The following is a 14,079-nucleotide window of genomic DNA, read 5'->3' as shown; positions in this document are numbered from 1 at the left end:
AAGAACACGGCGACCTTGGGGTTGAACAGGTTCGTGAGCAGGCCGGCCGCGAACGCGCCCCGGGTTTCGGCTCCGCCGGCTTCGGGAGCCTGGTCGTAGCCGCCCCGGCGGGCGGCCAGCAGCGCCCGGATGCCGAGTAGCACCAGGTAGGCCGCGCCGATCAGCTTGACGATGGTGAAAGCGACCGCGGAGGCGGCGAGCAGGCCGGCGACACCGAGCGAGGTGACGACGGCCCAGACCAGCACACCGGCAGCGATGCCGGCGGCACTGGCCATGCCCGCGCGGCGGCCGGCGGACATGGCGCTGCGGAGGACGATGACGAAGTCGGGACCGGGTGACATGGCGGCGAGCAGGATGACACCGCTTAGAGCGATTGCCTGAGTTACGTGCACCGCTGGAGACTACGTGGTGCCGCGGTGTCGTTTCGCCCAAACTTAGGCTAGCCTAACTCGCGGAGGTGCCGCCTTGACCGATCGACCCCCGACTCCGAGCCCTGGCGAGCGGGCGAGAACGCTTGCCGCGCGTGGCCCGGCGACCCTGCTGCCGCCGACGCCGTCCCTGCCGCCGACCGGGGTGCCGGCGGACCGCGTGACACCGCTGTTCCACCACGTGCACGACGACGGGATCGTGTCGGTGCTGCTGCCCGACGACCACGAGCTGCCGGTGTCGCTGCGGGACGGGGTGCTGACGTCGATGGTCGAGGTGGTCGACGTCGCGCCGGTGCCGTTGCGGGAGTCGGTGCGCGGGCTGCTGTGGATCACCGGCCAGCTGGGGTCGCTGCCGCTGCCGGAGGCCCGCGAGGTGGCGCTGTCCATTGCGGCTCTCCGTCCTGACCCGCGCCTGCTCGACCTCGGGCACGGCGCCACGATGCTGCGCCTCACGCCGGTGTCCATGGTGATCGCCGACGCCGACGGCACGCACCCGGTGACCACGGCGATGTTCGGGCAGTCCCAGCCCGACCCGTTCTGCCACCAGGAGGCGGGCTGGCTGCGGCACCTCGAGCTGTCGCACACGGAGGTCGTGCACACGCTGCGCCGGCACCTGCCGACCAAGCTGCAGGGCGGTCACCTGCGCCCGCTCGGGCTCGACCGGTACGGCCTGCGGCTGCGGGTCGAGAGCATCGACGGCGACCACGACGTGCGGCTGGCGTTCTCGCGACCGATCGCGACGCTCGGCGAGCTGTCGGACGAGCTGCGCCGGATGGTGGGCTGCCCGTTCCTGGCGCTCCAGAACGGGGTCTAGGGGGACGTCGACAGCGCGGCCGTGCTCGATCTCGCGCAGGGTCTCGACGGATGGGGAGAGCAATGGTCGAGCTGAAGACCGAGACCGAACTCGCCGTGATGCGCGAGGCAGGGCGCGTGGTGGCGACGGCGTTGGCAGCGTGCCGCGAGAAGGCGGCGGTGGGCGTGTCACTGCTGGAACTGGACACCATCGCGGCCGACGTGCTGACCGACTTCGGCGCCACGTCGTCGTTCCAGCACTACCACCCGCGCTTCGCGCCGACCCCGTTCCCCGCGGTGATCTGCGCGTCGGTGAACGACGTGATCGTGCACGGCATCCCGTCCGGCTACCAACTCCGTGACGGCGACCTGGTGAGCATCGACTTCGGCGCCTGCGTGGACGGCTTCCACGGCGACGCGGCGATCTCGTTCGTGGTGGGCGAGGCGTCCCCGGCCGACCTTGCGCTGATCTCGACCACCCAGCAGGCACTGGACGCGGGCATCGCGGCGGCCCGCCCCGGCAACCGGCTGGGCGACGTCTCGCACGCGGTCGGCGTCATCGGCCGTGCCGCGGGCTACGGCATCCCGGAGGGCTTCGGTGGCCACGGCGTGGGACGCCGCATGCACGAGGACCCGTCCGTCCCCAACGAAGGCCGACCGGGACGGGGCCTACCACTGCGCCCGGGCCTGGTGATCGCGATCGAGCCGATGTTCATGGCCGGCGGCAAGGACCCGTTCACCACGGACGACGATGGGTGGGCACTGCGCACCGCCGACCGCAGCCGGGCCGCGCACATCGAACACACGGTGGCCGTGACACCGGACGGCCCACGCGTACTGACCGCGCTGTGACCATCGCGGCCGCCGCCGACGCGGACGCGGGCGAGGTGTTGACGGTCCAGCGGGCGGCGTACGTGTCCGAGGCACGGTTGTATGACAACCCGCACCTGTCGGCGCTGACCGAGTCGCTGGCTTCCGTGCGCGAGGCCATCGCATCGGAGATCGTCCTGGTGGCACGGGCCGGCACACGGATCGTCGGCGCGGTCCGCGGCCGGGTCGAGGGAACCGTGTGCCACGTCGGGCGGCTCGTGGTGGCGCCCGACGTGCAGGGCATGGGCCTGGGGCGGCGGTTGCTGCTGGCGGTCGAGGCGCGGGTACCCGCGTCGGTGCGGACGTTCGCGCTGTTCACCGGTGATCGGAGCGCGAGCAACCTCGGGTTGTACCGGAAGCTGGGGTATAAGCGGGTGCGTGAGGAGCGGGTGGCGGACACGCTCAGCCTCATCCACCTGGAGAAAACCGTGCCGTGAAGCGCTCAGCCTGCTTCACCTGACGCGAACTGCGCTTTGAACACCCGGTAGGCGTTGTCGTCGAAGAGGACGAAGCGGATCAGCTCCATCGAGCTGTCTCGCACGGCGGCCAGAGCGATCTCCGCCGCGGACTCGAGCGGCCAGCGGTAGACGCCGGTCGAGATGGCCGGGAACGCGATCGACCTGGCACCCAACTCGGCCGCTACCGCGAGGGAGTTGCGGTGGCAGTCGGCCAGCAGGTGGGCACGTTCCTCGGACTTCGACCACACCGGGCCCACCGTGTGGATCACCCAGCGGGCGGGGAGGTTGCCCGCCGTCGTGGCCACCGCCTGACCGGTCGGCAGGCCCTTGCCGTACCGGCTGGCCCGAAGCTTTCGGCACTCCGCCAGGATCTCCGGACCGCCCTTGCGATGTATCGCGCCGTCCACGCCGCCGCCACCCAGCAACGAAGAGTTGGCCGCGTTCACGACCGCGTCCACTTCCTGCTGCGTGATGTCACCTCGGACTATCTCGATCATGCGGGGCTCCGGAAAATCGTTGGCTCGGTGGGCGACATGTCCATAACGTCGGGTTCATGATCTACCAGCACCCGTTGGCCTACCTGCTGGGCATCGAGGGCATCGGGCTGCTTCGGGCGTTTCGCGGTGAGTTCGACCGTGAGTTCGTGGCGGCCCGCCTTGCCGAGGTGCGCACGCTGCTCGACGACGAGTCGCTGGTGCACGCGGGAGTCGAGGTCGATCGGGTGGGCACGGTCGACGGGTACCGCATGTGGTCGGCGACCTATGACGATCCCGGCAACGCCGCGTTCGACATCGACATGCCGATGGTCAAGGACATCCTCGACGAGTTGCCGACGGGTGCGGCCCTGGACGCGGCGTGCGGAACCGGGCGGCTCACCCGGGAGTTGGCCGATCGGGGCCACCAGGTCATCGGGGTGGACAGCTCGCCCGACATGCTCGTCCTGGCACGTGAGCGGGTGCCGGACGGTGAGTTCCTGGCCGGTGACCTGCGTGCGCTTCCCGTGCCGGACGACCACGTGGACCTCGTCGTCTGCGGGTTGGCGCTGTCTCACGTGCCTGAACTCGGTCCCGTGATGGCGGAGTTCGCTCGGGTGTTGCGACCCGGCGGACATCTCGTGATCACGGACATGCATCCCGAGTCCCTGCTGCGTGGCGCTGTCCCGGCCGTGCGCGACCAGGACGGGCGGCCCGGGCGGCTGGTCAGCCACCGGCACCTGGTCGGGGACTACCTTCGTGCCGCTCTCGCCGCCGGGCTGGTGCCCCGTCGGTGTGAGGAACCCGTCAGCGCCGGGGCACCGGGGGACGCGGCCGACGAGCCCGGCCCCTGGGAGCTGTGGCCGTGGAGCCTGGCCGCGCTGGTGCCCGAAGCAGCGCACGCGGCCAACGCCGGCGTACCCGTGATGATGATCTGGGACTTCCAGCTAGATGAGTGATTCCGTGAAGATCGCGTGAGGCGGGTCGGTGTCACCGCGTGGGAGGAGGGTGTTCAAGATCAATGTGTGACGAAAGAACCTGACGGCGCTGTACGTGCTGGTCGATGACCACGTGGTATCCGCCCGCACCGGTCGTGGTCGGCGACCTGAGTTGACTGATAGTGAGTTGATCACCTTGGCGGTGGCCCAGGTGCTGCAGCGCTTCCCCAGCGAGCGGCGCTGGATCCGCCATATCCGCGCCGACGGTGAGTGGTGGGCCATGTTCCCGGACATGCTGACCCAATCGGGCTATCACAAACGGTTGAAGACGGCAGAGCCGTTGTTGTGTAAGGCGATCCTGACTCTGGCTGCGTGTTGCCCGTCCTGGTCCGACGACCTGTGGATGACCGACGCCACCCCGGTGCCCTGCGGCATGTCCCGCGCGACCGTCAAGCGGTCGGATCTGGCCGGGCACGCCGGTTACGGTTACTGTGCGTCGCATTCCCGCTTCTACTGGGGCCTCAAGTTCTACCTGGTCTGTTCCGGGGACGGGATCATGTGGCGTCTGGCCCACCCCAAGATCGGGGAGCGAGGTGGCGGCCGAGTTATTGAGACCACGGTGCCCGCACCCCAGCCGGAGTATTCACCCGCGTCGCCCAACGCCTGCTGGCCATGACCACCGGCATCTGGCACAACTGGACCACCGGCGTGACCAGCAAACGATCACTGACCGCCTACGACCACTAACACCAACTTCACGGAATCACTCATCTAGAGCTCCGGTAGCGCGGCGTAGAAGAGTTCTGCCCGCCCCCACCCGATCCCGGGGGGCGTCCCTGGGCCAGTCTACCGGTGGGGGGTGACAGTGGCGGGGTTGATGATCTTGGTTGTGGACAACTCGTGCGGCTGTGGACAACCGCGGCGGCACCGGGCCCCTCCGGTGCGAGGAAACCAATCAGCGTGAGTGCGGCCGGCGGTCTGGGACTTCCAGCTAGAGCTCCGGTAGTGCGGGGCGTTTCTTCACCAGCAAAGGTTTCAGCAGGTCGGCGTGATCGTCCAGTCGGGACAGTACGTCCGTCGCGGTGAAGGTCATGTCGTTCGGGTGGCGGCAGGTGGCCACCTCGTCCCAGGTGACCGGGGTCGAGGCGGTCGGGGACGGGCGGCCACGTAGCGAGTAGGGCGCTACCGTGGTCTTGTATCGGTTGTTCTGGCTCCAGTCGATGAAGACCTTGCCCTGGCGCAGGTCCTTCGCCATGCGGGCCACCACCAGCTTCGGGTGTTCGCGGGCCAGGTGTTCGGCGACCGCCTTCGCGTACTCCGACGTGCGCTCCACCGCGGTCGTCGTGATCGCGGCGTACAGCTGCATGCCCTTGCTGCCGCTGGTTTTCGCCACCGCCTTCAGGCCGTGGCCGGCCAGGACCTCGCGTAGTTGGAGCGCGACCTCGCAGCACTCCACGATCGTCGCCGGCGGGCCAGGGTCCAGGTCGAACACCAGCAGGTCCGGTGTCAGCCGTTCACCTTTCCGGTCGACCTTCCACTGTGGAATGTGCAGTTCCAGCGCCGCCATGTGTGCGGCCCACACCAGGCTCGGCAGGTCGTTCAGCAGCACGAAGTCCAGTGTCTCGTTGCCTCGTGTGCTGCCGGGCGTCTCGATACGTACCGTGCGGACCCACTCCGGGGCGTTGCGGGCCGCGTTCTTCTCGTAGAACGGTTGCCCCGTAACGCCGTCCGGGAAGCGGCGCAGCGTCACCGGGCGGTCTTTCAGGTGTGGCAACAGGAATGGCGCCACCCGGCTGTAGTAGTCGATGACCTGCGCCTTGGTGAAGCCCGTGTCCGGATACAGCACCTTGTCCAAGTTGGACAGCCGGATGCGCTTGCCTTCGACCTCCACCAGCACGTTGCTGGGCGGCGGTTCCGCCTCGGGCTCCTCCTCCACCGGCTCCGGTACCGCGTCCGGCACGGCCTCCGGTTCCAGGTCCGCCGCGTCCTTGTCCGAGCGCAGGCCACGCCACGACGCGGCACGCAGCCGGCCGTCCGGGGTCCAGTTGCGGAACTCGACCTCGCCGACCAGCTCCGGACGCAGCCACGTCGCGCCCTTCGCGCGTTCCCTCGGCACCTCGTTGACGAACGGGTTCTTCTTCTGCACGAAAGGTTTCAGCTGCTCGTGCAGTAGAGCCAGCGCCTCGTCGGTGAAGCCGGTGCCCACCTGCCCGACGTACCGCACGCCCGCGTCCGTCGGCACGCCAAGCATCAGTGAGCCGATGCTGCCTTCCCGTCGGCCCTCGCCCGGTCGCCAGCCGCCGATCAGGACCTCGATGGTCAGGACCTCGGTGATCTTCAGCCAGTCGGCGGTGCGCCGGCCGGGGTAGTACCGGGACGAGCGGCGTTTGGCGAGCACACCTTCCAACTGCTGGTCATGGGCCGTCGCGACCACCGCGGCGCCGTCGCCGTCGAAGCTCGGCGAGATGTGCCAGTGCGGGCCGTTCAGTTCGAGCCCTTCCAACAGCTGACGGCGTTCCGCGTACGACAGGTCCACACAGGACCGACCGTCCAGGTGCAGCACGTCGAAAATCAGGTACGTCACCGGTATCGAGTTCGCCAGGCTTCTCGCCTGCCGGTCGTTGTGGACGTGCATGCGTTGCTGCAACACCGGAAAGCTCGGCCTGCCGTCCCGTAGCGCGACGATCTCCCCGTCCAGCCACGCCTGCGTCGAGCCGAGCTCCACCCCGAGCTGACGCAGCTCGGGGTAGCTGACCGTGATGTCGTTGCCCTTGCGGGAATGCAGCCGCAGCCGGCCGCCCTCGATTCGGGCCAGCGCGCGGACACCGTCCCATTTGAACTCGTACGACCAGTCGGACTCATCGTCGGGCAGCGTGCCCGGCGACGCCAGCATCGGCTCCACGAGGTCCGGCAGCGGGGTGAAGTCGTTCCGCAGCGGCGGCTCGGACCGGCGGACCATCCAGTCCTTCTCCTCCTTGCCGCTGCGGAAGAAGGTGTACTTGCCCTTGGCACGTTGCCCGTCGAAGACGACCGCGACCTCGCGGTCGGACCACTTCACCGTCTCGTAGCGGCCGCGGTCCCAGATGAACATACGGCCGCCGCCGTACTCCCCCTTCGGGATCTCGCCGGAGAACTCCAGGTACTCCATGGGGTGGTCCTCGGTGTGGACCGCCAACCGGATGTCACCGGGCACGTCAGGCAGCCCGCGGGGCACCGCCCACGACACCAGCACGCCGTCCCGCTCCAGCCGCACGTCCCAGTGCAGCGAGCTCGCGTGGTGCTCCTGGATGACGAACGCGTCGTTGTCGCCGGTCGGCAGAGGCCCCTCGGCCGGCACCGGCTCGGGGGTCTTCGCGGGGTCCCGCTTCTTGCGGTACTCGTCGAGACCGGCCATGAATCATTCGTACCGCGATCAGGGCAGCCAGGCCACACGTCCGCGCAGAATCGCGTACCCGACGAACGCGACGAAGTCGATGAAGAAGTGCGCCAGGACCAGCGGCCACAGCCGGTTCGTGCGCTGCCACACCCGCCCGTACACCAACCCCATGATCACGTTGCCGACGAACCCGCCGAACCCCTGGTACAGGTGGTACGAACCACGTAGCACGGCCGAGGCCACCAGCGTCCTGTTCTCCGACCACCCCAGCTGCCGCAGCCGCGTGATCAGGTAGCCGACGACCAGCACTTCCTCCGCCCACGCGTTGCCGAACGCCGACAGCGGCAGCGTGAGGAACTGCCACCAGTGGTCCAGCGCCGTCGGCACCACGGTGAGGTTGGCGCCGACAGCCCGCGCGACCAGGTAGAACGCGAGACCCGGGATGCCGATGAGCGCCGCGAGCCCGGCCGCGCGGGCCGCGTCGCCGCCCGGCCGGTCCCGGTCGAGCCCGATCCGTCGCAGCGTGATCCCGGCCCGCCACAGCAGGTAGACCCCGAGCGCGCCCCACGCGAAAAGCTGTGTCGCGCTGAGCAGTTGCCGCAGGAAGTCGAGCACCTGGTTGGTGGCCTGCGGGACGTTCAGCGCCACCCGCTGGTCGGCAAGCGCCTGCTCGCGCAGCAGCGAGTCCACCAGTGAGAGGAGACTGCGCAGAGCGGACAGGCCCAGCGTCAGCGTGAAGACGAGCACGATCTCGACGACCACCACGCGGCGGTTCTCGACCGGCAGTGGTTCCGGACGCGGCGGGTTCAGCCAGGTGCGAATCACGGCCGCACGCTACCCGGAGTCGTAGGCTGGTGTCCGTGCCCAAGATCGCAACGGCCGACCAGGTCGACCGCACCGCGCTGAACGACTTCGTCCGTCCCCGCCACCACGCCGTCCTGGTGACCCGCCGCGCCGACGGCGGCCCACAGATGTCGCCCGTGACCTGCGGGCTGGACACGTCCGGCCGGATCGTGATCTCCAGCTACCCGCAGCGGGCCAAGTCCCGCAACATCCGGCGCGACCCCCGCGTGTCCGTGCTGGTGCTGTCCGACGAGTTCAACGACGCGTACGTGCAGGTCGACGGCACCGCCGAGGTGCTGGACCTGCCGGACGCGGTCGAACCGCTCGTCGAGTACTTCCGCGTGATCTCCGGCGAGCACCCCAACTGGGACGAGTACCGCGAGGCCATGACGAAGCAGGGCAAGTGCCTGATCCGCGTGACAGTCGAGCGCTGGGGCCCGGTCGCGACCGGCGGGTTTCCGCCAGAACTCGGATAGGCTCGCTGGTGTGACCGCACCTGAGCTCGAACAACCGAGGGTCGAGAGCGAGGTCGGGCCGCTGCGCGTCGTGCTGCTGCACCGGCCAGGGGACGAGATGAAGCGCCTCACCCCACGCAACAACGACCAACTGCTGTTCGACTCGATCCCGTGGGTCGACCGGGCGCAGGAGGAACACGACGCGTTCGCCGAGACGCTTCGGTCACGCGACGTCGAGGTGCTGCTGCTCGCGGACACGCTCGTCACCGCCCTCGGCGACGAACGCGCACACGCGGCTGCCGCCGACACCGCCGTGGACCGCAGGCGGGTCGGGCACGAGTTGGCGGACGCACTGTCCTCGCACCTGTCGGCGCTGTCACCGACCGCGCTCGCGGACGTGTTGATGGGCGGCATGACGTTCGAGGAACTGCCCGAGGCCGAGGGCGCGTCCCTGGTGCGGAGGATGCACCACCCGCACGACTTCGTCGTCGACCCGCTGCCCAACCTGCTGTTCACCAGGGACTCGTCGGTGTGGATCGGCGACAGGGTGGCCATCGCGTCCCTCGCCATGCCGGCACGGAACCGGGAAACGGCGCTGCTGGACCTGATCTACGCGTACCACCCGAGGTTCCGCTCGGCCGGCCGCGCGTACGGCGCCCACTCGGCCCCCGTCGAGGGCGGCGACGTGTTACTGCTCGCGCCGGGCGTGCTCGCGATCGGCGTGGGCGAGCGGACGACCCCGGCGGGCGCGGAGTCACTGGCCCGTTCTGCGTTCGCGGACGGGCTGGCCCACACGGTGCTGGCGGTGCCGATCGCGCAGGACAGGGCAACCATGCACCTGGACACGGTGTGCACGATGGTCGACCGGGACGCGGTCGTGATGTACCCGGCGGTCCGGGACACGCTGGTCGCGTACCCACTGCAACCGGACGAGGCCAAGGGTGTGCGCGTGTCGGGCCCGGTCCCGTTCCTGAAGGCCGCCGCGTCGGCCATGGGCATCGACCGCCTACGGGTGATCGACACCGGCCTCGACCCCGTCACCGCGGAACGGGAACAGTGGGACGACGGGAACAACACGCTGGCCGTGGCGCCGGGCGTGGTGGTCGCCTACGAGCGGAACGTGGAGACGAACGAGCGCCTCGAGGAGGCGGGCATCGAGGTCCTCCGCATCCGCGGCTCAGAACTGGGCAGCGGCCGCGGCGGTCCCCGATGCATGTCGTGCCCGATCACCCGCGCCCCGCTCTGACCCGGTAGCGCCCAGCGGGCGTCGCCCTTGGGGCATCCGGCGCGGGCGGTTCGCTTGCAAAATCGCTCCGAGGCGCAGGGTGCCCATCCGCAGAAATACGACTCTGCCTCGTTGCTTTGGTGCCGCCCCAACCAAGCCACACCGCCGTTCGAGGTGGGGCGTCTTCACCGCGCCCGCTGGCGCAGGCATCTTCGCGAAACGCTGCACACTCGCGTCGCGCGCGCGTTGCCCAACCCCCACCCGATCCCGGGGGCGTCCCGCCGTGCCAGTCTACCGGTAGGGGGTGACAGAGACCGTGATGTCGATCTTGTCTGTGGACAACTCGGTGGGCTGTGGACAACCGTTGGTGAGCGGGGACGGGGTGGAGGTGACGCGCCGTGCGGGAGCGGCCCAGTCGGTTTGATGATGTCGTCGCGGTGAGCGTGGCGGTGGTGTGCGGGGGGTTGGCGTTCTTTCTCGTGGGGATGCAGGTGTTCGCCTACTCCGTGTGGGTCGCGCTCTGGCTCGGGCCGCTGTTGCTGGGGGTGGGGGTGGTCGGGGGCGTGTTGATGGTCGTGCGGGGTCGGCGGTCGGCGCGGGGGTTCGGGGTGGGGATGGTGGTCGGGTGGGTGTTGCTGGCCCTGTGGACGTCCGGGATGAGTGTCGGTCTCTAGTCGGTCCAGGACGGGTTCAGCTGGTGGTAGATCACCTCGTCGTCGAAGCCGGTCTCGCTGATCGGGAAGCCCTCCGGGAGTGTGGCCACCTGGATGAAGCCGGCTTTCTCCGCCGCGTACCGGGATGCCTTGTTCGTGCCGGCGATGCCCAGGCTCACGCGACGTAAGCCCAGGCCGCCGTCGGGTTTCGCGCGGAAGGACCATTCCGTCAGCATGCGCAGGGACTCCGTGACGACACCCCGGCCGCGCCACTCCGGGTGCACCGAGTAGCCCGCCTCGGCGGACGTGTCGTCCAGGCCGCCGAAGTGGAAAAGTTGGATCTGGCCGATGAGCAGGTCCGTGTCCCGGTCGGCGATCGTCCAGTCGTAGCGCTCGCCCCGAGCGTCGAACTCCAGAGCCCGGTTGATCAGTTGTTCCTTGTTCGGCGGCAGGTTGCGCATCCACGGAGCCCTGCCGGCGAAGTGGCGGCTGCGCTCGTCGGCCAGCACCTCCGCGAACCGGGGCGCGTCCTCCAGGCGGTGTGGGCGCAGCCGCAGACGGTCCGACTCGAGCACCGGCGGGGTGTGCCACGGGTGCTTGGGCTCGCGGGCGTCGTCCGCGCGCAGCGAGCCGTACCAGGTGTCCTTGCGCTCGCCGCGTTGTCTGAGGAACTTCGGCACCGTGCCGTGCCACGTGAAACCGTTTGCCCACGCCACGCGCAACGAACCCCAGTTGCCGACGTACGCGTACCACACCACGACGTCGATGTCCGGCTCCTGGAAGCCCCAGTCCAGGATCAGCTTCACCGCCCGACTGCACACACCGGACCCGCGCACGGCCGGGTGCAGGCCGAACGCGATCTCCGCGATGCCGTCCCCCATCGGACGAAGGGAGATCGAGCCGGAGAACTTGCGGCGGCCGTCCGGGTGCTCGGCCTCGATCGCGAAGTTCAGGTCCTTGCGTGTGTGCCAACCGTCCGGCACGTCCTCCGTCACAAAGGACTTCGCGTGCACACGGTCGTACGGGTTGGGCACGGTCGTCCATCTGATCGACTCGGGGTCCGTGCACTGCTCGACGATCTCGTCCACATCGGACAGTTGGTGCCGGCGGAGGGTGATCACGCCGTCGGTGAGAACAGGGGTACCGGCCACCACACCATCCTCGATGGCCGATGCCGGTGTGTGCAACGACGTTACGTGTCGTCCGTGGCCACACCGGCATGTTCCGTGCCCAGTCGCGATTTAGGAATGCCTTACCTGAATTGCATTTTGATAGGCTTGCCTAAATAGTGGAAAAATTGCCCACGAAAGGGTCAGTGCGTATTATCGAATTCATGACGAAGACAGGCAGCCTCACGAAGTTCCACTCGCTCCTGCAGGAGCAGGTGCGGCACGAGTTCACCGCGTCGCAGCAGTACATCGCCCTGGCCGTGTGGTTCGACGGGCACGACCTGCCACAGCTGGCCAAGCACTTCTACCGCCAGGCGCTGGAAGAGCGAAACCACGCGATGATGATCGTGCAATATCTTCTGGACAACGACATCCGGCCCACCATTCCGGGAGTTGACGAGATCCGGAACGATTTCTCCGCCCCCATCGACCTCGTCAGCCTGGCTCTGAAGCAGGAGAAGCAGGTCACCGAGGAGGTCATCAACCTCGCCAAGACCGCCCGCGACGAGGACGACTACCGGGGCGAGCAGTTCATGCAGTGGTTCCTCAAGGAGCAGGTCGAGGAGGTCGCGCAGATGACCACGCTGCTGAACGTGATGGAGCGGGCGAACGGCAACCTCTTCGACGTGGAGAACTTCCTGGCCCGCGAGTCCGTCGGCGCCGACGGCGACGACCCGCTCGCTCCGCACGCGGCCGGCGGCTCGGTGTAGCCGCTAGAAACAGCTCCGGTCGGCGGCCTGCAGCGACACGCCCGTGACCAGGCCGTCGGCGAACTTCAGCCGGTAGTGGGCTGACTGGTTGCCCGGCACCGACACGAGGATCTCCCCGTTGTCCTTCACGAACGTCTCGTCGACCTCGGAGTACACGGTCTTGACGTGCTTGACCGACCAGCCGGGGCCGACACCCTCCGGTGTCTGCGCCGGTCGCACGTCGATGGCCTGCACGGTGCCGGCCACGTACACCTCCCCGGCGGCGCGGGAGGCCAGCTTGTAGGTGGAGCAGCCGTCGGGGCCGCCGTCCTCGACAACCTCGCCCAGCTGCCCGGTGGCCTGCGCTTCCTCGAGGGTCTGCCCCAGCTCCAGCTGACCGATGCCGGTCGGGCCGAGCACCGCGTAGTTCAGGTCCGGCGGACCGGGTTCGGTCGATTTGGTGGTGACCGGCGCCTTCGGCGTCTTCGTCACGGTCGTCGTGGTGCCACCCAGGGGTGGCGCCGCGGCGCTGGACGCCGCGGGCAACGTCGTCGTGCCCTCGATGGACGTGGCCGCCGGCGGTGGTGCGGGTTTGGTGGTCGCGGGTGGCATGGCGTCGGGGTTGCCGCCGGTCAACACGATGCCACCGATGATCACGGCAACGACCGCGAACACCCCACCCGCCGTCGCCGTCGCGATCCGGCGTCGGCGAATCCGGCGGGCGCCGGTCACGATGACCTGCTCGGCGTCCGCCCGGACCGCCACGTCCAGCTGGTCGCTCGTGAACAGTTGCCGCAGCTCAGCGTCGAGGTCGCCGTCGAGGTCCATCAGGCACCTCCCCCGACCGAGGTACCCAGCCTGCTCCGCAGATGCGCCATGGCCTTACTCGTCTGGCTCTTCACCGTGCCGCGGCTGACCCCCAGCGCAGCCGCGATCTCCGTTTCCGACAACTCCTCGTAATAACGCAGCACCAGCACCGCGCGTTGCCTCGGCGGTAGCCCGCGTAGCGCATCCCACAACGGCTCGTTCTCGAACGGGTCGTCGTGAGCGGCGGCCGGCGCGTCGGGCAGCTCCGCCAGGAGGCTCTCCCTCCGCGACCGACGCCAGCGGCTGACATGCGCGTTCACCATCGCCTTGCGTGCATAGGCGACGGGATCCCCGGACTTGCGCGCGATGGTCTGCCAGCGGGCCCCGATCCGCTCGAGCACGGTCTGGACAAGGTCCGCCGCGTCGTGCGGGTTGCCTGTCAGCATGTGGCCGTACCGGAGCAGCCCCGGCAGTGCCTCTCGCACGAAGTCAGCGAAATCGTCCACCGCAGTGGCTCCACTTCCCCAGCCCAGATGATCGTGCCTCCCTCCGGGATGACATCGGCCCCCGTGTCAGGTACACACCGCCCAGACGCAAAAGGTTGCCTCATCGTTGCCCTTTGCGCGCAATTCCTACAGCGGTGACCGCATCCCGCCGCGAACCCCCAGGATCACGGATGGCGGCCGTGGCCTCCGGCCCCCGGGTCCAGCCTCTCATGGAGCACCGACAGTCTCGGCGTGCGAGGCCGCGCTTGTCCACAGCGCCCGCGTGTCCAACGGCACAGACCCGCGTGTCCAACGCGCGGGACCGGTGAGTTCGACAAGTCAGTCACGTGTCCGAACTGTTGAACTCAGGGGTCCACATTGTTGGACACGCGGGTCCTGAGCGTTGGACACGCGCGGT

15 protein-coding genes and 1 pseudogene are annotated in these 14,079 nt (G+C 68.9%); 9 read left to right on the top strand and 7 right to left on the bottom strand.

Translation table 11 applies throughout. The annotated features are described in order from the left end of the window. The coding region (locus VF106_RS43565; RefSeq protein ID WP_330845908.1) for a LysE family transporter at positions 1 to 341 on the bottom strand (341 nt) is incomplete at its 3' end. 124 nt (positions 342 to 465) lie between these two features. Between VF106_RS43565 and VF106_RS43560 the strand changes: the two genes are divergently transcribed. The 3 genes from VF106_RS43560 (at position 466) to VF106_RS43550 (ending at position 2,527) form a co-directional block, all read left to right on the top strand. Then, entirely contained in the window at positions 466 to 1,242 is a 777-nt protein-coding gene (locus VF106_RS43560; protein ID WP_330845907.1) for a DUF2470 domain-containing protein, read from the top strand. A 62-nt stretch (positions 1,243 to 1,304) separates the two neighbouring features. Then, a complete protein-coding gene (map, locus tag VF106_RS43555) occupies positions 1,305 to 2,072 on the top strand; it encodes a type I methionyl aminopeptidase (protein WP_330845906.1) in 768 nt (255 codons plus the stop codon). Then, positions 2,069 to 2,527 carry a GNAT family N-acetyltransferase gene (locus VF106_RS43550; protein WP_330845905.1) on the top strand — a complete coding sequence of 153 codons (459 nt, stop codon included), beginning with the start codon at positions 2,069 to 2,071 and terminating at the stop codon, positions 2,525 to 2,527. The genes map and VF106_RS43550 overlap by 4 nt, the downstream gene beginning before the upstream one ends. Before the next feature lie 5 nt (positions 2,528 to 2,532). On the opposite strand, the gene VF106_RS43545 is transcribed toward VF106_RS43550, so the two are convergent. Continuing rightward, complete coding sequence (locus VF106_RS43545) at positions 2,533 to 3,045, bottom strand: O-acetyl-ADP-ribose deacetylase (RefSeq protein WP_330845904.1); 513 nt, start codon at positions 3,043 to 3,045, stop codon at positions 2,533 to 2,535. Between the two features lie 56 nt (positions 3,046 to 3,101). On the opposite strand from VF106_RS43545, the gene VF106_RS43540 reads away from it, so the two are divergent. Both VF106_RS43540 and VF106_RS43535 read left to right on the top strand, forming a co-directional pair. After that, positions 3,102 to 3,980, top strand: coding sequence for a class I SAM-dependent methyltransferase (locus tag VF106_RS43540; protein ID WP_330845903.1), 879 nt, complete (start codon positions 3,102 to 3,104; stop codon positions 3,978 to 3,980). A 79-nt stretch (positions 3,981 to 4,059) separates the two neighbouring features. Beyond that, positions 4,060 to 4,706, top strand: a pseudogene (locus VF106_RS43535) (transposase family protein). 244 nt (positions 4,707 to 4,950) lie between these two features. On the opposite strand, the gene ligD reads toward VF106_RS43535, so the two are convergent. Further along, the gene (ligD, locus tag VF106_RS43530; RefSeq protein ID WP_330845902.1) at positions 4,951 to 7,353 is read right to left on the bottom strand and encodes a DNA ligase D; all 2,403 of its coding nucleotides are present in this window, start codon (positions 7,351 to 7,353) and stop codon (positions 4,951 to 4,953) included. Positions 7,354 to 7,371: 18 nt separating this feature from the next. Next, positions 7,372 to 8,160 (bottom strand): CPBP family intramembrane glutamic endopeptidase, encoded by a 789-nt coding sequence (locus tag VF106_RS43525; RefSeq protein WP_414639200.1) that lies wholly within the window; start codon positions 8,158 to 8,160, stop codon positions 7,372 to 7,374. Between the two features lie 35 nt (positions 8,161 to 8,195). Between VF106_RS43525 and VF106_RS43520 the strand changes: the two genes are divergently transcribed. From VF106_RS43520 to VF106_RS43510, 3 genes are all read left to right on the top strand, one after another. After that, positions 8,196 to 8,654, top strand: coding sequence for a PPOX class F420-dependent oxidoreductase (locus VF106_RS43520; RefSeq protein WP_330845901.1), 459 nt, complete (start codon positions 8,196 to 8,198; stop codon positions 8,652 to 8,654). 10 nt (positions 8,655 to 8,664) lie between these two features. Continuing rightward, complete coding sequence (locus VF106_RS43515; protein WP_330845900.1) at positions 8,665 to 9,879, top strand: arginine deiminase; 1,215 nt, start codon at positions 8,665 to 8,667, stop codon at positions 9,877 to 9,879. Between the two features lie 377 nt (positions 9,880 to 10,256). Continuing rightward, positions 10,257 to 10,532: a hypothetical protein gene (locus tag VF106_RS43510; RefSeq protein WP_330845899.1), complete on the top strand. Its 276-nt coding sequence runs from the start codon at positions 10,257 to 10,259 to the stop codon at positions 10,530 to 10,532. Here VF106_RS43510 and VF106_RS43505 read toward each other — a convergent pair. Then, positions 10,529 to 11,662, bottom strand: coding sequence for a GNAT family N-acetyltransferase (locus VF106_RS43505; RefSeq protein WP_330845898.1), 1,134 nt, complete (start codon positions 11,660 to 11,662; stop codon positions 10,529 to 10,531). The two genes, VF106_RS43510 and VF106_RS43505, sit on opposite strands and share 4 nt — an antisense overlap. Positions 11,663 to 11,844: 182 nt before the next feature. On the opposite strand from VF106_RS43505, the gene VF106_RS43500 reads away from it, so the two are divergent. Continuing rightward, positions 11,845 to 12,390: a ferritin gene (locus tag VF106_RS43500; RefSeq protein ID WP_330845897.1), complete on the top strand. Its 546-nt coding sequence runs from the start codon at positions 11,845 to 11,847 to the stop codon at positions 12,388 to 12,390. Between the two features lie 3 nt (positions 12,391 to 12,393). Here the strand turns inward: VF106_RS43500 and VF106_RS43495 are convergent, their stop codons facing one another. Both VF106_RS43495 and VF106_RS43490 read right to left on the bottom strand, forming a co-directional pair. Continuing rightward, positions 12,394 to 13,197 carry a hypothetical protein gene (locus tag VF106_RS43495; protein WP_330845896.1) on the bottom strand — a complete coding sequence of 268 codons (804 nt, stop codon included), beginning with the start codon at positions 13,195 to 13,197 and terminating at the stop codon, positions 12,394 to 12,396. Beyond that, on the bottom strand, positions 13,197 to 13,709 hold the full coding sequence (locus tag VF106_RS43490; protein WP_524535875.1) for a SigE family RNA polymerase sigma factor: 513 nt from the start codon (positions 13,707 to 13,709) through the stop codon (positions 13,197 to 13,199). Before VF106_RS43490 ends, VF106_RS43495 begins: the two co-directional genes overlap by 1 nt. Between the last annotated feature and the right edge of the window lie 370 nt (positions 13,710 to 14,079).

Source organism: Actinophytocola sp. (assembly GCF_036378875.1).
Lineage (GTDB): Bacteria > Actinomycetota > Actinomycetes > Mycobacteriales > Pseudonocardiaceae > Actinophytocola.
This window is presented reverse-complemented; position numbering and strand designations above follow the sequence as displayed.